Origin of the sequence: Acinetobacter variabilis (assembly GCF_000369625.1) — a bacterium.
Lineage (GTDB): Bacteria > Pseudomonadota > Gammaproteobacteria > Pseudomonadales > Moraxellaceae > Acinetobacter > Acinetobacter variabilis.
The window spans coordinates 60,106-82,100 of record NZ_KB850117.1; the positions used below are offsets into that span (position 1 = coordinate 60,106).

The following is a 21,995-nucleotide window of genomic DNA, read 5'->3' on the forward strand; positions in this document are numbered from 1 at the left end:
TTTAATTTTATGAATCTTCACTTTTTAATAGAAATTTAGTTGCTCTCAGAGCTTGATGTAATGGCGTTTTATCTTTTTGCAACTTACTCAGTAATGCTGCACCTAACCACATTTGGTAAAGTACTTGTGCCAACGTCGAGGCCTCAGTATCTGCTTGGATAGACTGATCCTGTTTTCCCAAATCAATTAAAGCAGCAATCCGTTGGATTACATCATCGACGCCAGCGGACATAATGGAGCGCATATCTTCAGATAGATCGGCAACTTCTGCGGCAAGTTTCACAATTAAACAGCTATCCGCCCAACCACACTTTGTTTCAGGATCTTCTATCCATAAATTAAAATACTCAATCAGCTTTTGATAAGGGGATTTATCGCTACGCCATACATCATTTAAACGGACTTGGTAATTATCCACATAATGTTGTACCAATTCACATCCGAAAGCCTCCTTGGATTGGAAATAATGATAAAACGAGCCTTTAGGGATCTCACAGCTCTGTAAAATTTCCTGTAATCCTACACCAGTAAAACCTTTATGCAAAATCAGGTCTGAACTGGTATTAAGAATGTGTAAGCGCTTCGCTTCAGACTTTTTAATAGGATTAGGCTTCATATTAATTATTTACTCTATTGTAAAAAAATAGACCGGTCGTATTGTTTTCTATTATAACTCATCTACAATGGATGTAAAGAAATTTTAATCCTAATTTTTGATTGTGAATAGAAATACTTCTAAATAAAACATGGAGTTATATGTGTGAAAACAGTTATTAATCAACATATCGTTTTAGCTAAACGGCCAGTCGGTGAGCCAAAACACAGCGATTTTCGTATTGAGCAAGTTGAGCTCAATGAACTTAAACAAGGCGAAATGTTGTTAAAGACCATTTACTTGTCACTCGATCCTTATATGCGTGGTCGCATGAGTGATGCTCCTTCATATGCAGCACCGGTTGAAATTGGCGAAGTGATGGTCGGTGGAACAGTCAGTCAAGTGGTAGCCTCTAAAAACCCAAAATTCAAAGAAGGCGAGTGGGTTCTTTCAGGAAATGGCTGGCAGGGCTACGCAATTTCTAATGGGACTGCATGTCAAAGCTTAGGTATGCAACCTGAACATCCATCTTGGGCACTGGGTATTTTGGGAATGCCAGGATTTACTGCTTATATGGGGCTGTTGGACATTGGTCAGCCTAAAGCCGGTGAAACTTTAGTCGTTGCAGCTGCAACGGGACCTGTTGGTGCTACGGTTGGACAGATTGGCAAAATTAAAGGTTGTCGCGTGGTTGGCATCGCAGGTGGGTCTGAAAAATGTCGTTATGCAGTAGAAGAGCTCGGCTTCGATGCTTGTATCAATCATCATGATGAAAATTTTGCAGAACAATTACAACAAGCAGTTCCCAACGGTATTGATATTTATTATGAGAATGTAGGGGGTAAAGTGTTTGATGCGGTATGGCCATTGCTTAACTCTGCGGCACGTGTACCGGTGTGTGGTGTGGTTTCCCAATATAACTCTACCGAGCAAGCACAAGAGCTAGACCGTTTACCGGGCTTTATTTCCACCCTTTTAAGAAAGCGTATTCGCATGCAAGGCTTTATTATTTTTGATGATTATGGCAGTCAGTATCCGGAATTCTATCAGCAAATGTCTGAATGGTTGAAAGACGGAAAAATCAAATATAAAGAGCATATAGTGCAAGGTTTAGATAACACGATTAATGCTTTCAATGGTATGTTGAAAGGCGAAAACTTTGGCAAAGTGGTTGTAAAAATTTAAAAAAATAGGAATTATCATGATTACACTACATCATTTAGATCAATCACGTTCTTTTCGCATTTTGTGGTTACTTGAAGAAATCAAGCAGCCCTATGAGCTGAAACGCTATTATCGTGACTCAAGCACGCATTTGGCCCCTGAATCTTTAAAAACCATCCATCCTTTAGGGAAATCTCCAGTATTGAAATGGGATGGCAAAGTTATTGCAGAGTCAGGCGCAATCGTTGAGTTATTAATTCAGAAACTTGCGCCGCATTTAGCACCAGATATGGATGAACCTACCTATGTCGATTATCTACAGTGGATTCATTTCTCAGAAAGCTCTGCCATGCTGCCATTTTTGTTAAAAACGTTTAATGCGCTAGAAACCAAGCAGGGTACGAAGTTGGTATTTCTAGAAAATTATACTCAAGTTGAGTTTGATAAAGTATTTAGCTATTTAAATGAATATTTAAAAGATAAAGAATTTTTAGTGGCAGACCGTTTAACCGGTGCTGACTTTATGATGGGCTTTGGACTACATGCTTTAGTTTATCATATGGGACAAGGTGAAAATTATCCGCATATCCAACGTTATGTAGCAGGTTTAAGCCAACTACCTAGCTGGCAAGCCGCAGTACAAATTGAACAAAATGGTGTGAAAAGTCAAAAATAGCAAGATTGTTTTTTAAGGCAATTGAGAAAAAGAATCGTCATTGACAAGTACATCTAGTTATAAAATAAGCTGACACTTATTTAAATTAAACGCCTAATGAATTTCATCGGGCGTTCTTTATTTTAAAGATAAGGAATTACCATTATTTAAGACAAGTTTCGCCTATTCTTTCACTGCAAATTCCTATCAAAAGGGCTTGAATATCACGACGGTTACGTTGAAAGATATAATCAACTTTTGAAAGAAAAGTGACTAACGCACAGCAAGATTAAATTATTCCTCGGGGGATTGAACAAGTGATCTACATCATTTTACTAACATAAACACATATAAGTAAAAATCACGCCCCGTTTAACTGGCAATAGTTTTTGAACCCTGGTATAAAAGCTTAAAAAAATCTAGCAAGTCTTTATTTAATGTCAATACTCATCCAGTATTGAGGTTTTTTATCTTTTCTTGCCTGTGATCTAGGTTGTAATACTCTAATTTCATATTCACCTGAAGCAGGTAAAATATAAATACCATTATTATCAAGCTCTGGAGAATATTCTCCAAGATTGCAATATCAATATGCTTTTGTCTTCTACAAAGCATGGTGTACGAATATCACTGATATTCGGGGCTGCTCATCCGCAAAGTTTAATCAGACTTTGCACAAAGCCTGTGACCATACGTAAAGACAGACGGAATAAGGATTTAATCATTAAGCAGCATTGGATGGCTGCGTCGGAGTAGATTTGATTTCGTCCTTGTTTGCCTTTTGATGGCGCATACCATTGCGTAGCAGGATCAAACCAAATGGCAATATTTCCGCGACTCATGAGTGCTCGGTTATATGCGGGCCAATTGGTTGTGCGGTAGATTTTGTGTGTATGCTTCTTCATTTGAAAATTATATTGCTGAAAAAGCCCTTAAGAACAGCTTTGTGCAACAAAGCCGTTCGAGATTGTTATGATCTTTTTTGACGGAGAACAAATTTTCCCTGATCAAGCAAATAACTTTAAAATTTTCTTAATGAGCAAGATGGCCAATACTTATTAGAAGGAAAATCTTTTGTTTATGATGCTGAAAATGATCAATTTCTAGAATCTGATATACAGGCATTTTATTCCCTTTCGTCTGCAATTCCAGACTAGCAAGACCCGCCTTTTAAAGGCAGTTTTCCTATGTAATAACACGATAAATCAGAATTAGGATTGTAAATTTTTCACCCACCGAATTTTTTGTGCCAGCTGTTATAATGCGCCAAATTGCTGCCAAGTCTCATCATTATGTAAAGAGTCATAATAATTTTGCAGTTCTACTAAATCATAATATTGAATATAAGCTAATAGTAATAGGCCGAGGATCAGTCCAACTTTAAGACAACTAAGTCTATTTGGCTTTCTATATAAATTATCTATTCCAAAGGCAGTTAAAATAAAAGCAGGAACCAATACAATTGTTTTTAAATGGTTTAGAAAGTGAATTCCATGTGTATACAATAACCCAATAATAAGCAAAACTAACCCTAAACTGGTGTAAATACGGTCATGCAGAGAAGTGCGTAACGCGAAATTACATTGAAAAGCTAAAATAAAAGTTGCAAATAAATAAAAACCAGTTCCACCAATAATGAACGTATAAATTGCATTGAATAGGCAATAAGCCAACAGCACTGATAGTACGAAAGAATAGAGTTTGGTATAGAGAATATGTGAAAAGGGGAAAATCTGTTTCATAATTTGCTCTATTGAAAACTCACATCATATTAAAAGAGGATTTGAAGCTTAACATGTTATTCACTTTTTGCCACTGTGGCATGTTTTTTTTAGTGTTGGAGATGGCTTAAATAAATGTCGCGTACGAGTAGAGCTTAGACCACAGATTATTAAACACAGCGTCCCTCCAATAAGTACTGCTGGCACCACAGAAAAATAGCGCGTCATCAAGCTCATGTGTAGGGCACCGAGCTGATTGCCTGAAGTGACTAATATGCCATTTAAAGCCGCTACACGCCCTAATAGTGCTTTTGGGGGGAGTTGCTGTAATAAAGTTTGTCGAATGACCATGCTGATGCTATCAAAGGCACCGATTAAAACAAGGAAGAAGACTGAGAGCCAAACATGAGAGGATAGTGCAAAGGCTAAAGCACACAAAGCAATTGCAAAACTACTATAGAGCATATTTCTCCATGCATTTTGCATCGGAGAATAACAGGTCAACATCAACATCATGATACAGGCGCCAATAGCTGGTGCAGCTCTGAGTATACCTAAGCCTTCAAAACCAAGATGCAGGATATCGTGTGCAAAAATAGGCAGTAAGATAATGACACTACAAAAAAGCATGGCGCCGAGATCCAGCAACATACTCCAAAACATTAGTGGATGTTTAAAAATAAACAAATAGGCTTCTTTCAAACTTTTGCTTAAATGCTGTTTATGGGGGCTAGGGAATTGACGAGGACTTAATCCGAATAAGCAGATGCTACCCACGCAACACAAGAAAAAAACAATAAAGAAGGTTTTTTCAAGCCCAAGTTGGCCGAGTAAAAGTCCTGCGCATAAAGGTGCTAAAATGCCGCCTATTTGCCAAATGAGCGCGGTCCATGTGGCTGCATTGCTATAGGCTGACTCGGGGGTTAGAAAAGGGCGTAATGAATTAAATGATGGGCTGTAAATGCCTCTAAGTATGCCTAAGCAAAAGATGAGGCTATAAATGCCGCATAAAAGTGTATTTTGTTGAATGTGCTGTTGTTGATACTGAGAAAAAAGAACAATAAATAATAATGGAATTAAAGTGCTACAGCTAAAACTCCACTGCACAATTTTTTGTCGGTTATAGCGATCAGCCCAGTCGCCACTGATCAGGGAGAGGCAAATAAAGGGGAGTAACTCAATTAAGGCAATCATGCCAAGGCTGAGTGGATTTTGAGTGAGTTGATAGATACTATAGGCAATGACGACTTCTTGAATCATGATGGTTAGAATTAAGCACAACTGATTGACACTCAGAAGTGAAAAATCACGTGAACGAAAAGCCAAAAAAGCATCGGAATGGAAAAGCGACATAAATAGAATAGTTTCAAATATGAATTAAAAAAGGATGGCGCAAAGTCCATCCTTTTTAGGGTTTAAAGCAGATTACTGTGCTTTTGCTACCGCAATAGTTTCGTCATTTGCAGCTTTAGCCATAGGTGTATATTTCAAACCAAGGGTTGTGCTGGTGTATTGGCGAACTTGGTCAAGAAGCACAGGATTAGTGCTGAGTTCTTGTTGGTACGATTTTACAATTTCATGTAATTTCGGATTCCATTTACCTGCTACTTGCTGAGGGAATGCTTTTTCAAGCAAGCTCAACATAATATAAGGGGAAGTTGAAGCACCAGGAGACGCACCTAATAGGGCAGTCACAGCACCATCTTGTGATGCAAAAATCTCGGTACCAAATTGCAAGCTTGCAGGTTTGCCTGGTTCTTTCTTAATGATTTGAACACGTTGACCACCTTGATTCATGCGCCAGTCTTCTGGTTTTGCATCAGGATAGTATTTTTTCAACTCATTAAAACGGTCTTCATCGGTCATCATGACTTGGCTAACTAAATATTTCACCAAATCAAGATTTTCCATACCTACAGCGGTCATTGGTAAAACGTTGTTCTTAGTGGTTGATTTCAATAAATCAAGCTGAGAACCTTGTTTTAAGAACTTGTTTGAATAAGTTGCAAATGGACCAAACAACACATATTTTTTACCGTCGATATAACGTGTATCAATATGTGGAACAGACATTGGCGGTGCGCCTAATTCAGCACGACCATAAACTTTTGCAGTATGACCTTCAGTGACTTTTGGGTTGTCGGTCATTAAGAACACGCCACCTACAGGGAAGCCAGCATATTGCTTCGCTTCTGGTAAGCCTGTCATTTGTAAAAGTTTAACCGCTGCACCGCCTGCACCAATAAAGACAAATCGCGTTTTCACGTGATCTGTTTTCCCTGTAGTGAGGTTTTTAAATGCAACAGTCCACGTTTTATCATCGTTTTGGCTAATGCCAGTCACTTCAGTCGATGTTTGTAACTGGAAATTAGGTTGTTTTTTAAGGTGATCGACCAATTGAGTGGTGATTGAACCATAGTTCACATCCGAACCTACATCCATGCGTGTTGCAGCTACTTTTTGTGCAGCATCACGGCCATTCATCACCAATGGTGCCCATTGTTTAATTTCAGCAGGATTCTCAGAGAATTTCATGCCATAAAACATTGGGTTTTTAACCATTGCAGCGTAACGTTTTTCGAGGAAATTCACGTTATCACCCCAAACGAAAGCAATATGCGGTACAGGGTTGATGAAACTATTTGGTCGTCCCAAAACACCTTCTTTGACTTGATAAGACCAGAACTGTTTTGCAACTTCAAATTGTTCAGCCACTTTTACAGCTTTGGTAATGTCCATTTTCCCATCTTTTTCAGAGGTGTAGTTCATTTCCATAAAGCCAGAGTGACCTGTGCCTGCATTATTGAAGCCGTTAGAGCTTTCTTGTGCAACTTTGTCTAGGCGTTCATACATGCGAATTTGCCAGTTTGGCTCAAGTTCACTAAGATATGTGCCTAGGGTTGCACTCATGATGCCACCACCAACTAAGACTGCGTCAACGACAGGCTCATTGCTGGTGTTTTGAATTTTCTTAGACGCGATAGGTCTAAATAAAAAGATTAGTGCTGCAATAATAAACAGAACGATGAATACCAATAGGTATTTTAAAAATTTGTTCATGCGATTATGACCATGGAGGGCAGGTTTGGATCGCTTTATAGCGAAGACAAGAATAACAATTATGGTGATAGGAACACTTGTAAAGAATTAGCTTAGAGAATTGAAGTAATACTCAAAATTACAAGTATGCAAAGATTAACGTTCGAAGCTATCACACATTTTTGATTGATGGATATTTTAGACTAAATATGTATTGACTTAGTAATTTTTATTGTAAATGAACATAATTAAAATATAAATACCAATGATGTTTATTCTTGTTTATTGGTTTTTATTTTAATTCAATATCTGGTTTAAAAAATCAGATGTTGAATATTTATACAAATACTCAGTAATTTATTAAAAAGAAGCTTATAACTTGTTTCAAGGTTACTTTCCAACGGCTTTATTGCACAAATATTTGAAAGGCAAAGCGCCCCTAATTGAGCCAAATTTAAGGCGTAACTTGGGTAAGTGGTCGACCTAATTCCGTAAATCTATTAAGGACTGCTACACGTGCATGAAGCTCATTGACTTGGCTATCAAAACTCCTTGTACTGAGTTTATCTCCTAATAATTTAATGCAGCGCATCTTAGTTTCAACTAAACTTCGCCGATGATAGCCTGACCATTTTTCCATAGTGTCTACCTGAGATACCGTCTTGGTAGTCAATCAGGTTTTGAGATTATTCGACCACTAAATAATCTCTTTGATAGGCAGTCTGATGTTTTAAAACGCCATAACACAGATGTATAAGCTTGCGCATTGCAGCACCTAAAGCACACATTTTATTTTTACCCTGGCTTAATAATCGTTGATATAAAGCTTCAATGTGTGGATTATATTTAATCGCTGTTAATGCCGACATATACAATACTGAGCGTATTTTACTGTCACCTGCTTTTGATAAGTGACTTTGCTTGTTGACTGAACTGCCAGACAACTGATGTACTGGAACCAAACCTACATATGCAGCAGCTTGACTTGCTTTTTCAAACTTGTGCGAATGAAATAACCCCAACAGTAATAAGCCTGATCGTTCACCGATTGACGGAATAGTTTGCAGTAATTTCAAATCCTGTTTCAATGTTGGATCTTGATCTGTGTGATTATTTATTAACTTATCAATATTTTCAAGTTGCTGATTTAAATACTCAATATTCTCTTCAAGTAATTTGATCACAACAACGGAGGTATGAGTGGACTGCGCCTTTTCAAGTCGATTCTTTTCCTGCAATAGACTACCTAGATAGACATCTCGTCTGCCTAGTAAAGCTTTTAATAATCTGACATTTTCAGGTTCAGGCTGCCATATGATTAACTTTGCGGTGTAACCATAACGTGAAAGAGCTTCACTATCAGCTTTATCCGTTTTATTTAGCATGGACATGCCTTTGGCAAAGGCTCTTACTCGTGAAGGATTAGCCACACAAACCTTTACACCTGCATCATATAGATAATATCCCAAATTCTCATGATAAACCGAAGTCGCTTCCATGATTGCTGCCACTTGATCAGGTTCAATTTTAAGAGTGATGAGCCATTTGAGCAGACTGCCAAAGCCACTTTCTGTATTGGTAAATATTTTATTTTTTCTTTTTCCAGTCAAACCTTGAGGGAAAATGCAACAATCTATTTTGGTTTTACTGACATCAATACCTAGCATAATCATGGTGATATTCCTTGAGTTTAAGCTATGATTTTTATCCCATTAACCATCATCTTACCTTGTGAATACAGCATCAAAGTGCTTAGTTACCGTTCAGAGTTGTATGAGGGATAAGGGCAAATTGTAGGTTTTATCTCAGATTCAAATTTAAGATTTTAGCAGCACTCCAAACTCTACAATTTGCGTATAGTGGTAGCTAATCACTATATCAATCAAGATACAAGAAGCACTGCTTCGCTAGATTAACTGTTCGGAGTAATTCATTTCGCTCTAGCGAGCTACTCTTTGTATCTTTCCATGGTTTCGCATTTTTCTAGGTGGAATCACCGCATGCGCTTGCCGATCTGCAATGACCTGATGGCATTGCTTGGTGTCATAAGAGCCTTCAGTATAAACAGAGTCAATCCGCTCATCTTGTGGAATTTGATCAAGTAAATCACCAAGAACCTGTGAGTCACTGACATTATTTGTTGTAAGCTGAACTGCACGTATTTGCAGTGTTTCAGCATCTATACCTATGTGCAGTTTACGTCATTGTCGTCGATATTCAGGCTGATGCTTCTTACGTTTCCATTCACTTTCACCTAAAAAACTCAAGCCAGTAGAGTCAACGAGTAGATATAGTGCATCACAAGTTTTTTGATAGCTAATCGCAATATCAATATGCTTTTGTCTTCTGCATATGGTCGAATAATCTGGGCCGTCCCATTTAAGCCAGAGAGTTTAATCAGACTTTGCACAAAGCCTGTGACCATACGTAAAGACAGATTAAAAAGTGATTTGATTATTAAACAGCATTGGATGGCTGCGTCGGAGTATATTTAATTTCGCCCGTGTTTACCGATACGGAGCATACCATTCGGTGGCTGAATCAAACCAAATGGCAATGTTTCCGCGATGAATGCGTGCTCGGTTATATGAAGACCAATTGGTTGTACGATAAATTTTAGGTGTAGGCTTATTCATTTGAAAATTATATTGTGGAATAGGCCTTAGAGATAGGTTTGTGCAACAAAGCCAGTAGCAACTATAAAGAGCTCATCGAATGATTTATGTAAAGTATCATTATTTTCAATAAAAAATTACTTTGATTACATTCATCATTAAAACTAAATAAATAAAACTCAAGCAAAAATGGCAACAGTTTGAGTTCCAGATAAAACCAACTCCCCCTTTTCATTCCACACATGCATCATTTGATAAGAATATCCTTGATCAGAAATCAAGCTAAATGACTTCAAAAGATACCATTCGCTATGTTTAGCAGATTGTGCAAAATCGACAGCCCAATTCATTGAGCTAATAGGTGCTGGAGTCTTGAAACAAGCCATTGATGCTGGTGGGAGACAATCTCCGATAAGTAGTAATGCAATTTCAGGTGATATAGAAGTTGCGTCCTTTAGATGTACCCAAGCCAGTAATTCTGGCGTTTCGGAGTTAGATACCGGTGTAGATTGACTGACAAACCGTACACCAAAATTATCGAAAAAATCTGGAACAAACATTTCCTCAGGTGGAGGTAAATATGCTTCAGGACGGTCTACCTGTGGCATTTTAATATGATTGTGCTGAATTGTACTTTTTCTGGGCGCAGCAAAAATAAAACCTGTTCTGAGCACGAGTGCATCATGAACACGCGCATCAACAGCAATCTGTGTCGCGGACTTTCCTTGACGTAAAATTTCAGCATGAAATGTCACATTTTCAGTGACCGGGCCAATAAACGCAATTTGCGCACTTTTTAGTGGAGGAAGCCCCTCTGGAAATTCCTTTAATGCAATCTGCAAAGCCAATGCTGCTGAAAAACCACCGTAGGCAGTTCTTCCCTGTAACCAATGTTTTGGCGGTGTATACGGTGTTTCAATGGTGAGACCGTCAAATATATCAGCTAATGTCGGCATGTACATGCGAGTATCCTTACTTATAAACCAAACTTATGTCGACGGATTTTTTTTAAGACAACATATATGGGTTTGAGTTGCATACACAATAGAAAATCACAGACTATTCTCTAAAAAATAATCTATGATTTTGTTATATAAAATCATTTTTTTAATGCTGCAAGCCGAATCGCTTCAATGACGTCCTCGTTTTTAAACCCAACTCGTTCTATAAATCCACGGAAAAGCCCAGGTGTACGAGCAACAAATCCATTTTTCTTCAGAACTACGACAAATTCACGGCGATTTTCTACAGCATCAACAATTGCATTGACCACTTCTTCAAGTGCAACCATTTTCCATAAGCCTGTTTGGTTACCGCCCCAAAGTTTCAGACCGGCCGGATCATCAAAAGTTTGATCCATCAACGGCGTATGAAAGAAAGTAGGATGGACACTGCCAACTCCGACATTAAGATGTTTAAGCTCCATACGAATACTGTTGCTTAAAGCCCAAACACCAGCTTTGCTTGCACAATAAGATGACTGTAACGGTGAATGGAAAAAGGCAGCCAATGAAGAGATTGCTAGTAAATAACCTTGCTGCTTTTGCACGTAAGGCAAACCTGCTTTAAATGTTCGCCATACACCATTTAAATTAATATCCATCACTCGATCAAACCGTTCTGGACTTGCACTTTCAATTGGTTCAAAACAGGTAATACCAGCATTGGCAATCACTACATCAATCCGGCCAAAATGTACTGCAGCGCTATTAATAGCATTCTGAAGACTTTCCATTGAACAAACATCGGCTTGCCATGCCTTGGCAATGGTATCTCCGCCAAGTGATGTAGCCTGTTTGTCTGCTGCTTCTAAATTAATATCCAATAAGGCCAATTTAGCTCCTTTCGCTGCAAAAGCAGTTGCCAAAGCTGAACCTAAACCACCTGTAGAGCCAGTAATTAAAATTACCAATCCATCTAAGTCATATTTTGCCATAATCAATTCCTTTTTTAATTTGCTGAAACAGTCCGGTTAAGAAAATCAATTTGATCGTGAATGACTTTTTCAAAGCCTTGATTCACATAAATATCAAAATGACCTTCTGAATAGATTTTGATTTCTTTTTGTGGTGTTTTTTGAGCATGTTTTAAGGTGGTTTTTGCTGGAGCAACGCTATCTGTTTCACACACACAAAATAGCACTGGGCATTGAATTTTTGAGGTGAATTTACCCGGAAAATATGTCAGTAGATCGAGCGCAAATCGGGCTGCTACATAATTTCGAAATTCTGAATTTTCAGGTACAAGCTGTAGATATCCATCCTCACAATCTTTGGCTGTCATTAATGCCGCACTGTGCGGTTTCCCAGCCGATGCAACCATAATAGGTTTTGCACCAAAAATAGCACCTATTCGATCTGTTAAAGCAAGTGCAGTAACTTTAATTGAGCTGATTGGACTGGTTGCTAAGCTAGAAGCTAAACCATCTGTAAATGGGCATTGAGATATTACTGCTGCAATTGAATGATCATTTGCAGCAGTAGTAAGAACATGCCCACCACCAAATGATGTCCCCCAAATCACAATTTTAGATTGAACAACATCTTTCTGAGTACGAACAAAACTCAAGGCTGAACGCCAGTCCTCCAATTGCTTATTGATATCCAATAACTGGCGAGGTTCACCACCACTTGTACCAAAGTGACGATAATCAAAAAGCAAGCATCCATATCCTGCCTCAACAAATCTTTCAGCATAAGCAGGCAAGCGCATCACACGGACTGAGCCTAGGCCATGTCCCATCACAATGATCGGATATGGTCCATTTGTAGTGGGTTTATAAAGCGTTCCACTGCAATAAGAGTTTCCAGATTTAAATTGTATTTCATTGATTTCTGGCTTCTTAGTATTTTTTACTGCCATTTTGCACTCCATTGAAACAACAGATACCGTTCATTACTGCAACGAATGATGCAAAAGATATTGAATGAAAATGAAGCTGTTAGCTTGACTCTTAATGACAGCCTACTTGATACTTCACGCCATAAAGCTAGAAACTCAGGTTAATTAATGAGCAAACCAATCTATAGAAAAATGATTCCTGAAACATACGTGCATGTACTCTATGACTATCTTGAAGCAAAAAAAATAATCCCAGACGAAATCTTAAAATATCCTTGCCCACAACCTCTTACAAACGCTTTAAAAGGTATTTCTATTGAATTATGGGAACAATTACTTTCACGTGCTGCAATCGCCCTAGCTGATCCAATGTTAGGTTTACATCTTGGACAAAAGATTACTCCAAGGCATCTTGGCGTTTTGGGCTATGTATTATTAGCTTGCGACAATCTTGCTTCGGCTTTAGAAAAACTGGAAAAATATCAAAGGTTAATATTCGATGTGATTCCAATGATTACACGAGAAGGTCCAGATTGGGTGGAATTAGTTTGGGACACCACCTTATACAAACCAGATTTATTGGTTGATGAAACAGGTATTACTGTCATTATGCAGTTCTGTAGAAGTTCCGTTCAGAAAAATATTACACCTATATTTGTACAATTTATGCATGATTGTCCTGATGATTTGATGCAGTACGAGCAATATTTTGGTTGTCCAGTTTTATTTAATCAATCTGAAACTGTGATACGAATTAGTAAAGAAACTCTAGAGCTCCCAATAAAGACCTTAGACCCAAGTCTATTAACAATTATAGAACAGCATGCAAACCAGCTATTGGAGCAATTGCCCAAGGAAGAACCAATAATTGAGGCAGTGCGTAAAGCTATCGCACATCAATTGCCACATGGTGAACCAACAATAGAACTTATTGCAGAAAAACTTTGTCGTTCACCTCGTACACTTCAACGAAAGCTTCAAAATGCCAATACAAATTTTCGCAATGAACTTAATATAGTCCGCCAAGAACTGGCAGACTCATATTTAAAAAATACAGATATACAAATTGCTGATATTGCATTAATGCTTGGATATTCTGAACATAGTGCTTTTACTCGGGCATATAAAGCCATGACAGGTGTTTCACCGCAACAAAGCAGAGATCAAGTTTATTAATAGGGAAAAATGAGAAGCATCTCCTACTTATTTTTGTTTATGCAATTGAATAGTTACAGCTATATCAAACTGAACCGTACCGGGTTTGTCGGAGAGTCAATATTCTGAGTGAGAAGCACTGCTTCGCAAGGTTCGATGACGAAATTAAAATATACCCCTGAAATCAGAGAAAGAGCGGTTCAATTATTGATTGAATCTGAAAAAGATTATCCATCGAATTGGGCTGCAATCACAGCAATTGCGCCTAAGATTGGTTGTACTCCTGAAACACTTCGTGCCTGGCATCAAAAGCATTTAGATCAGCAAAATCTTATTAAAGTACAACAGATATCTGATCAAGAAAAAATGAAGCAAATGGAACGTGAAATTAAAGAATTAAAGCGTGCCAATGAAATTCTACGTAAAGCAGCCGCTTTTTTCGCCCAGGCGGAGCTCGACCGCCCACACAAATAATGGTGGATTTTATCCATAACAATAAAGATCGATATGGTGTTGATGCGATTTGTAGGATTTTACCGATCGCAGCTTCAACCTATTACCGAACTTTAGATCTCGCGGACAATCCAGAACAGCGAGCGAAACGAGATCTACATGATGAGCATCATGCTGAACAAATTCAACGAATTTGGAAAGAAAGTTCAGGTCGGTATGGTGTACGTAAGATCTGGCAAAAACTGAAACGTGAAGGCTATATTATTGCACGCTGTACTGTTGCTCGATTGATGCAGAAGCTAGGGATACAAGGTGTTTGGCGAGGTAAGAAAAAACAAACCACCCGTAGCCGAGATGACCAAAAACGAGCAGATGATTTAGTGAAACGTAATTTTAATGCTGATCAGCCTAATCACTTGTGTGTTGCTGACTTTACCTATATTCAAACAAATTCAGGCTGGGTCTATACTGCCTTTATTATTGATGTGTTCTCACGAGCAATTGTTGGATGGAAAGTATCGACACGGATGAATACAGATATGGTGCTCGATGCACTTGAGCAAGCATTACATGATCGAGGCATGCCAAAGAATGTGATTCATCATTCCGATAGAGGTGTTCAATATCTTTCTATTCGCTATACCAATCGTTTAGAAGCTGCAAATTTACGAGCATCAATCGGTACAACGGGGACTCATACGATAATGCTCTGGCTGAAACGGTGAATGGCTTATACAAAACAGAGATGATTGAATATTTAAAAGCAGATTGGCAAGGTTTAGCAGATGTACAACTTGCGACACTAAACTGGGTAGATTGGTTCAATAAAAAGCGTGTACACAGTGCACCGGGTTATGTATCGCCTTTTGAGTTTGAAGCAATGTACTATGATAAGATTAACCCGTTAGGTCAGGTGGCCTAACTTAAATAAAAAAGTCTCTGATAAATCCGGTGAGGTTCAAAATGCGATTTATGGCTTTTTTATGTAAAAAAAAGTAATATCTGTTTTATTATTAAATTATAACAATTAGTATAAATATACCTATGATTTACAGATGAAAAAGGTATTTAAATGAAATATTTTTTAAGTTTAACTTTGTTAGTTTTAGCAATGACTGGGTGTACTTCGAGTCCAAAGACTGAAACTTTACAAGATAAGGCTACAAGAAATACTTCAGCTGATACGCAGGTCCTTAAATTTTCTGGTCCAAATGGTTTATTAATTTTTCTGAAATCATCGGATAACTTTGAAACTGCTTTAATGACTGATAACTCAGGCATGGTATATCGTTTAAAGCAAACAGTTGCTGGTAGTGGTATTCGTTTAGCTAATAATAATGGAGTTTCAATTCACTTTAAACGTGGTGAAGGGGTTGTTGAATTTGTAAAAGACCAGCCAATCAGCATTACTGAAGTAAAATAATAAGGTTTAAACTTTAAGAGAACCCCACACCATAATCTGCATACCGAAAGTTGGACACTATTCCTTGAAATGTGGTCAAACATAATCAAGGACTAATTCGCACTCTGTTAACGGGTGAATTCAAACATGAGGTGCGACAGTTGCAAAAGTCTTATGATAATCTGTGTGATTCATAGACATCACTTCAATATAATGGGTGTCTATGAACAGAGAAATTCAACAAAGCCTCGTATGGGTTAAATTATTTGAAGAGACCAATAATGCTGGCCTGGTTTGTCGGAGATGTGGCATTTCTAGACCAACTTTACGCAAGTGGTGGAAACGATATTCTGAACAAGGTATTGATGGATTAAGTAGTCATAGTAAATGTCCCTTAAAATCGCCAAATACTAAAATCAATGCTGAGCTAGAAGCTTTAATATTGGAAATGCGCTCAGCTAGAAATCTTGGTGCTCGACGTTTGCAAACCGAATTAATGAGCTGCACGGAGTCTCGTTGTCCTTGGCGACTATCCATAAAGTACTATCCACCCATTAAGTCAAACCGATTAAAAAATTCCGTCGTAAAGTAGATTACATTTGTTATGAACGTCCATTACCAGGCGATAGAATTCAAATGGATACCTGTAAACTGGGTCCTGGACTATATCAGTACACATCTATCGATGACTGCACACGATATCGCGTTTTAAGGATATATAAACGCCGAACAGCTGCGAATACACTCGACTTTTTAACTGTGTAATTGAAGAAATGCCTTTTCCCATACAGCGAATACGGACCGATCGTGGACGAGAATTTTTTGCTGAAAAAGTACAGAAAAAATGATGCAGTATGGGATCAAATTTAAGCCGAATAAACCGGGTTCACCTTATCTGAATGGCAAGGTAGCGCTCACAAAAGACTGATGAATCTGAGTTCTACGCTACTGTAGATATCGATTCAGAGGAAATTCAGAGCAAACTGGCAGAATGGCAGCATTACTATAACTGGATGAGACCACATTCAGCTTTGAAAGATAAAACACCGATGGAAAGGTACTTTGAATTATGTGAAGAATCTCCTTTCTTAGGTGAAGTCCAGAAGCAATACGACCCCTCAAATGAACGGATTCAACATGCCAATGACAAAATGTATTTAGAAATTGCTAAATTGAAACGATCTCCATGAATTACGTATCTATATCATTTTTACTAATATAAAAACATATGAATAAAAATCACGCCCCGTTTAACTGGCAATAGTTTTTGAACCCTGGTATAAAAGCTTAAAAAAATCTAGCAAGTCTTTATTTAATGCCAATACTCATCCAGTATTGAGGTTTTTTATCTTTTCTTGCCTGTGATCTAGGTTGTAATACTCTAATTTCATACTCACCTGAAGCAGGTAAAATATAAATACCATTATCATCAAGCTCTGGAGAATATTCTCCAAGATTGATGGAGTCTTTTAATTGATTACCCCATAAGTAAGCTTCAACATTTCCTCCAGTCAACTTCACTTTTAACTTTTGCCCTTTTTTAGCATAAAATTTGTAGGAATCATACTTGTATCCATCTATCCTTCCATAATAATTTGCAGAGTAAGCTTTTTTAGCAAACTTAACTACAATAGTCTTTCGTATATCATTGTTATCATTTGCAAGTACGACAGGGCTAACTATAGTTAAAGTTAGGGCTATCAAAGCGCCAGCTAGTAATTTCGTATTCGCTATTTCCATAATAAGGTTACCCTAATTCTTGTATCGCTCCTGACATAATAACATTACTAATAAGTAACCATGAATCATGGAGCAGAAATGTGAATAGTCATAACATGGGGTTGCACTTCAAATGCCAATTTAAGACTTGCAAAATCAATGGTTAATTAATTGGTTACTAGGGAATAACCAATCTAAATATAAATTTTATTTAACAATTACTTATAAAAATATGTGATGCGTATGATACGCATCATATGAATATCGCTTAAATTTGCTATAATTGAATTGAGCAGTGCCATTTGTGGTTAGGTTAAAAATTCATGAGTCTTACTGAAATTAAGGTACGTCAAGCTAAACCAAAGGAAAAAATCTATTTTCTGGCAGATGATGACGGCTTAAGTTTGAAGGTAGAACCAAACGGACGTAAATCTTGGAGTTACCGCTATTCACTTGCAGGGACAAATAAACGTCCTCGCATGAAGTTGGGTGAATATCCGGTAATGTCCTTGAAAGAGGCCAGATCAGTCCGGGATGAATATAAATTTAATAATTATGAAAATAAACCACTGCATAAAAAATACATCAAAACTTTTCAGGATATTTGTGAAGAGTGGTTAGAATTTAAAATTAAAAATTCCTTTAAAGATGAACCACGATGCGGTGTAATTCAGCTCGCAAAAAAATGTTTAGATCAGGATGTTTATCCAAATATTGGACTAATGCCATTTATGGAAATTAAAAGATATGATCTAGTTAAGATTATTAAAAATATAGAATCTAGAAATGTAAAAGAACCTGTAAAGAAAGCCTATAGTTATTTAAATCAGATTTATGATTATGCGGTAGCGATGGGGTATTGTGAATATAATATTGCACATGGACTTCATAAAATATTAATCAATAATAAAATTAAAAAAAATTATCCGTATTTAAACTCAGATGAACTATCTAGCTTTTTAGCTAGATTAAAGCAGGTTAATACAGATCCTATTATTAAAAAAGCCCTATTATTTAAGTTATATACAGGCGTACGAGGTGGGGAATTACTGCTTTGTGAACCGCATCACTTCGATCTAGATAAAAAAATATGGAAAATACCAGCCTTACATATTAAACAATATAGAAGAAAAGTTATTTTAGGTCATGATATTCCTGAATTTTTAGTTCCACTATCCGATCAAGCACTTGAAGTTGTAAGATCTGCACTAATCTGGTCTCATGGAGACAAATATGTTTTTTCCAGTCCAAGAAATAATAATAAACCCATTCATTTTAATACCCTGAACTTAATTATTAGAAAGATGGGATATACTAAAAATGAACTATCATCTCATGGTTTGCGCTCAACATTTAGTACCATATTAAATGAATCCGGTTTATTTCAATCAAATTGGATTGAAGCACAGCTATCTCATACTGATAAAAATAAAACCCGTGCAAGTTATAATCATGCAGAATATTTTAATCAGCGTATGGAAATAATGCAATGGTGGGGCGATTTTATTGATAGTTGTACTGTAAATTAATGGTTATGAAATCCAAGTTTTAATTAGAATAGGCTTTGTTGCACAAACCTATTCACCGCCATAAATCATTATCTAAAATTGCATCTCGTGGTAAAAGCTCAATGGGCCGGTTCTATGGCTATAAATTACATGTTGTGATGAATCAACTTAGAGAAATAGTCTGTTCACAATGATGATTTCTCTTAACTCGTAAAGTTTATGAAGGTGTTGAACGTGTTCAATTGAATCTTAAGCAAGGTAAATGGATAGAAGAGAACTTCATTAAGTCGTATCAAAATATTCTTGAAAAATAGGCATTTCATTTCACATTAGAGCGAGAATCTAATGAGAAAGTTGCCTGATTGAATGTAGTGAATAGATTCATTGCATAATTATTGACTAAAATTTTCTATATCAGCCTATTTAAGATTAATCGGGCTGATTCTATTAGGTCGAATATAATTGCGACCTGCTTTAATCATTTTTATTTGAACTTTATTTTATGTCACAGCTTGCTTCCCATTTTAAGCACAATCAGTTTTGTATTTTGTTGGAATATTTAAGTTCTGCTAAGGGCATTGCCGTACCAATGTCTTTAGCAGAATTTCCATGTGCGATCACTTTGGCAGATCGAGTGCATGCCGATAGTGATTTGCCACCACTTGAATGTGCGAAGACATTTCCTTCATCAGTGGAAAAAATCATCCATTATTCAGGGAAAGGTCGGGATATTACTGATTTTGAGACCTTCTTAAAATTAACTCAAGCTTCGGGACAAAGAAATTTACTGCTTCTCACAGGTGATAAGTTAAAAGGGCATACAAATGGTCAAGATGGAACGAATCGCACCCGATATTTAGAGTCTGTAAATGCGGTCATGGCCGCAAAGTGTTATGGTGGATTTCATATTGGTGTAGCTTTTAATCCCTTTAAATATGCTGAAGCTGAACGTGATGCACAATATTTAAAACTTCACAAAAAGATTAAAGCAGGAGCAGACTTTATCGTTACCCAGTTGGGTTACGATATGGAGGCTTTAAAACAAGCCAAGGCTTTTTTAAATCGTCATCGATACCCACAAAATATACTTGCTTGTGTTATGCCACTTAGTTTGGCACGTGCCAATTTTATGGTGAAACATAAGATCGCAGGAATTGTGATTACACCACACATGTTACGAGTGTTGGCTCAGGAAGAACAGGATGGACGAACTGAGAATGCTTATAAACGTTGTGCTATACAAATATTGATGTGTAAGTATTTGGGTTTTGCAGGTGTGCATCTTTCAGCATGCCATAAGCCTGAAGAGCAAAAGCTTTTAGAAAAATATATTGAACAATATCGACATTATGGTTTACAGGAACTCGAAGCACTCTGGAATGCACTGTGGCAAGTGGAGACTAAAAAGGAACTCGTGCCACAATTAGCTTATTATTCCCGCCAACCATCCTCTAGCCAGCTTATTAAATATCAGCAATTGCATTTCATGCACAAGGCTCTATTTGAGTCCAAAATTGCCAAAGGTGTGGGGCATTTTATTTTTAAAGCCTCACTCTGGGAAAATACGCCTGCAGCAAAAGCATTGTTAAAAACTGAATTTATCTCTAAGCAAGGGGTCGTGGGTTGTGAAAGTTGTGGTCAATGTAGGTTAGGAGATACTTTATATATTTGCCCTGAAACTTGCCCCAAAGGATTGGCGAATGGTCCTTGTGGTGGTACGACATTGGATCGCTGTGAGTTTGGAGATCGTGAATGCATTCATTCTGTGAAAGCCCGACTTGCCAAAGCCGTGGGACAGACTGACGTTCTAAAAGAAAAACTGATTCCAACTGTACCCATTGAAGTCCGTGGAACCAGTTCCTGGAAAAATTGGTATCTGGCGACCGAAGCTTAGCTTTCATCATCCATGGCATTCGAATAAAATTTCACGCCCAATTTGATGCGATCACGACCTTGGCTCATACGCCAACGGTTGGTATCACGTAAGGAGTATACACAGCCACAATATTCTTGTTGGTAGAATTCTTCCTTTTTGCTGATTTCAAGCATACGAACAGCACCACCATTTTTACGCCAGTTGTAGTCCCAATAGGTGATACCTTCATAATGTGAAGCAGAACGATGCCCACAATCATTGATCTGCTTCATATCTTTCCAACGAGAAATACCCAATGAGCTACTAATTAGGCTGAAGTCATTTTCAGCTGCATAAAGGGCAGTCCGTTCAAAGCGCATATCAAAACACATGGTACAGCGAATACCTTTCTCTGGCTCATTTTCCATGCCTTTGGCACGTGCAAACCAATTGTCTGTATCGTAATCACAGTCAATAAAAGGAATATTATGTTTTTCTGCAAAGCGAATATTTTCTTCCTTACGGATTTCATATTCCTTGACAGGGTGAATATTGGGATTATAAAAAAAGATCGAAAAGTCGATGCCTGATTCAATTAGGGTTTCCATCACTTCACCCGAGCATGGTGCACAGCAGGAGTGAAGCAGAAGCTTGTCGTGACCTGCTGGGAGAGTCAATTTCTGACGTTCAAGTTTGTTTGACATAGTTATATGGGTTTAAATCTAAACCCTATATTTTAACGATTTAATTAGATAGTAAGGATTTGATATACTGATATTTTCTAAGGTTAAGATGAAAGAAATTCACTAATTGAAATTTAATAAGAACTAAAGTATATAAGAGAATAACTACAATAATGCTTTGGAATCAGAACATTGCAAGTTAATCAAGAGTCATTGAATGAAGCTTTAAAATTAATTGAAGAAATTATTAGTAATATTGAGTTAAGTACCTCTTCTTTATCTAATTGCGCATTAAAGGCGAGTAGATTGGCAAGATTGCTAAATGAATTCGATTACCAAAGTACCATTATCAGCACAAAAATTTGCATCTGTTTATGAGAATTTAACGTCCGAAAATTCAGAGGATTGGTCAAATGCCGTTCATAGTTGTAGGCGAATATTACAAGATACTGCTGATGTGATTTATCCTGCTAGAGAGGATAAGACTATTAATTTAGATAATGGTAAAACTAAAATTATTAAATTAGGTGTGGATAATTATAGGACTTACGCATTGAGGGATTTAAAAAAGTCTCAAACTACTTTATAAC

16 protein-coding genes, 9 pseudogenes and 1 other annotated feature are annotated in these 21,995 nt (G+C 37.3%); of the genes and pseudogenes, 11 read left to right on the forward strand and 14 right to left on the reverse strand.

Going from position 1 to position 21,995, the window contains the following annotated elements:
* Positions 1-7: 7 nt before the first annotated feature.
* Positions 8-616 (reverse strand): TetR/AcrR family transcriptional regulator, encoded by a 609-nt coding sequence (locus tag F897_RS16255; RefSeq protein WP_004780079.1) that lies wholly within the window; start codon positions 614-616, stop codon positions 8-10.
* Positions 617-760: 144 nt separating this feature from the next.
* Here F897_RS16255 and F897_RS16260 point away from each other — a divergent pair, with 144 nt between their 5' ends.
* Both F897_RS16260 and F897_RS16265 read left to right on the forward strand, forming a co-directional pair.
* Entirely contained in the window at positions 761-1,780 is a 1,020-nt protein-coding gene (locus F897_RS16260) for an NADP-dependent oxidoreductase (protein ID WP_005237584.1), read from the forward strand.
* A gap of 16 nt (positions 1,781-1,796) precedes the next feature.
* The gene (locus tag F897_RS16265) at positions 1,797-2,435 is read left to right on the forward strand and encodes a glutathione S-transferase family protein (protein ID WP_005237585.1); all 639 of its coding nucleotides are present in this window, start codon (positions 1,797-1,799) and stop codon (positions 2,433-2,435) included.
* A gap of 409 nt (positions 2,436-2,844) precedes the next feature.
* Here F897_RS16265 and F897_RS18260 read toward each other — a convergent pair.
* The 11 genes and pseudogenes from F897_RS18260 to F897_RS16305 all read right to left on the reverse strand — a co-directional run.
* Positions 2,845-2,994 (reverse strand): annotated as a pseudogene (locus F897_RS18260) (PPC domain-containing protein); the annotation flags it as partial.
* Positions 2,991-3,319 (reverse strand): annotated as a pseudogene (locus tag F897_RS17595) (transposase); the annotation flags it as partial. The pseudogenes F897_RS18260 and F897_RS17595, both read right to left, overlap by 4 nt.
* Positions 3,320-3,670: 351 nt before the next feature.
* Positions 3,671-4,156, reverse strand: a complete 486-nt coding sequence (locus tag F897_RS16275; RefSeq protein ID WP_005237587.1) for a hypothetical protein — start codon at positions 4,154-4,156, stop codon at positions 3,671-3,673.
* A gap of 56 nt (positions 4,157-4,212) precedes the next feature.
* Positions 4,213-5,488, reverse strand: a pseudogene (locus tag F897_RS16280) (MFS transporter).
* A 72-nt stretch (positions 5,489-5,560) separates the two neighbouring features.
* A complete protein-coding gene (mqo, locus tag F897_RS16285; protein WP_005237591.1) occupies positions 5,561-7,195 on the reverse strand; it encodes a malate dehydrogenase (quinone) in 1,635 nt (544 codons plus the stop codon).
* Between the two features lie 433 nt (positions 7,196-7,628).
* Positions 7,629-7,811: pseudogene (locus F897_RS17305) on the reverse strand (IS5/IS1182 family transposase); the annotation flags it as partial.
* 49 nt (positions 7,812-7,860) lie between these two features.
* A complete protein-coding gene (locus tag F897_RS16290; protein ID WP_005237592.1) occupies positions 7,861-8,847 on the reverse strand; it encodes an IS110 family RNA-guided transposase in 987 nt (328 codons plus the stop codon).
* 241 nt (positions 8,848-9,088) lie between these two features.
* Positions 9,089-9,810: pseudogene (locus F897_RS17310) on the reverse strand (IS5 family transposase); the annotation flags it as partial.
* Positions 9,811-9,968: 158 nt separating this feature from the next.
* Positions 9,969-10,751, reverse strand: coding sequence for a thioesterase family protein (locus tag F897_RS16295; RefSeq protein ID WP_005237593.1), 783 nt, complete (start codon positions 10,749-10,751; stop codon positions 9,969-9,971).
* Between the two features lie 137 nt (positions 10,752-10,888).
* Positions 10,889-11,725 carry an SDR family NAD(P)-dependent oxidoreductase gene (locus F897_RS16300; protein ID WP_005237594.1) on the reverse strand — a complete coding sequence of 279 codons (837 nt, stop codon included), beginning with the start codon at positions 11,723-11,725 and terminating at the stop codon, positions 10,889-10,891.
* A 14-nt stretch (positions 11,726-11,739) separates the two neighbouring features.
* Positions 11,740-12,651 (reverse strand): alpha/beta hydrolase, encoded by a 912-nt coding sequence (locus F897_RS16305; protein ID WP_005237595.1) that lies wholly within the window; start codon positions 12,649-12,651, stop codon positions 11,740-11,742.
* A gap of 147 nt (positions 12,652-12,798) precedes the next feature.
* Between F897_RS16305 and F897_RS16310 the strand changes: the two genes are divergently transcribed.
* The 4 genes and pseudogenes from F897_RS16310 to F897_RS17320 all read left to right on the forward strand — a co-directional run bounded on the left by F897_RS16310 (position 12,799) and on the right by F897_RS17320 (position 16,830).
* On the forward strand, positions 12,799-13,806 hold the full coding sequence (locus F897_RS16310) for an AraC family transcriptional regulator (RefSeq protein ID WP_005237596.1): 1,008 nt from the start codon (positions 12,799-12,801) through the stop codon (positions 13,804-13,806).
* A gap of 135 nt (positions 13,807-13,941) precedes the next feature.
* Positions 13,942-15,160 (forward strand): annotated as a pseudogene (locus F897_RS17315) (IS3 family transposase).
* Positions 14,217-14,333: a sequence feature (AL1L pseudoknot), on the forward strand. It overlaps the preceding pseudogene by 117 nt.
* Positions 15,161-15,310: 150 nt before the next feature.
* Entirely contained in the window at positions 15,311-15,661 is a 351-nt protein-coding gene (locus F897_RS16330) for a hypothetical protein (RefSeq protein WP_005237600.1), read from the forward strand.
* Between the two features lie 202 nt (positions 15,662-15,863).
* Positions 15,864-16,830 (forward strand): annotated as a pseudogene (locus F897_RS17320) (IS481 family transposase).
* A 118-nt stretch (positions 16,831-16,948) separates the two neighbouring features.
* On the opposite strand, the gene F897_RS16335 reads toward F897_RS17320, so the two are convergent.
* A complete protein-coding gene (locus tag F897_RS16335) occupies positions 16,949-17,380 on the reverse strand; it encodes a PPC domain-containing protein (RefSeq protein WP_005237601.1) in 432 nt (143 codons plus the stop codon).
* A 302-nt stretch (positions 17,381-17,682) separates the two neighbouring features.
* Here F897_RS16335 and F897_RS16340 point away from each other — a divergent pair, with 302 nt between their 5' ends.
* The 4 genes and pseudogenes from F897_RS16340 (at position 17,683) to F897_RS16345 (ending at position 20,761) form a co-directional block, all read left to right on the forward strand.
* Entirely contained in the window at positions 17,683-18,888 is a 1,206-nt protein-coding gene (locus F897_RS16340; RefSeq protein WP_005237602.1) for a tyrosine-type recombinase/integrase, read from the forward strand.
* A 50-nt stretch (positions 18,889-18,938) separates the two neighbouring features.
* Positions 18,939-19,055 (forward strand): annotated as a pseudogene (locus tag F897_RS17325) (transposase); the annotation flags it as partial.
* Positions 19,056-19,079: 24 nt separating this feature from the next.
* Positions 19,080-19,181 (forward strand): annotated as a pseudogene (locus F897_RS17605) (putative oxygenase MesX); the annotation flags it as partial.
* A 188-nt stretch (positions 19,182-19,369) separates the two neighbouring features.
* On the forward strand, positions 19,370-20,761 hold the full coding sequence (locus tag F897_RS16345) for a methylenetetrahydrofolate reductase C-terminal domain-containing protein (protein ID WP_004780039.1): 1,392 nt from the start codon (positions 19,370-19,372) through the stop codon (positions 20,759-20,761).
* Here the strand turns inward: F897_RS16345 and F897_RS16350 are convergent.
* The gene (locus F897_RS16350) at positions 20,758-21,426 is read right to left on the reverse strand and encodes an epoxyqueuosine reductase QueH (RefSeq protein WP_005237603.1); all 669 of its coding nucleotides are present in this window, start codon (positions 21,424-21,426) and stop codon (positions 20,758-20,760) included. The genes F897_RS16345 and F897_RS16350 overlap by 4 nt on opposite strands.
* Before the next feature lie 301 nt (positions 21,427-21,727).
* On the opposite strand from F897_RS16350, the gene F897_RS16355 reads away from it, so the two are divergent.
* Positions 21,728-21,994, forward strand: coding sequence for a hypothetical protein (locus tag F897_RS16355; protein WP_005237604.1), 267 nt, complete (start codon positions 21,728-21,730; stop codon positions 21,992-21,994).
* Position 21,995: the final 1 nt, after the last annotated feature.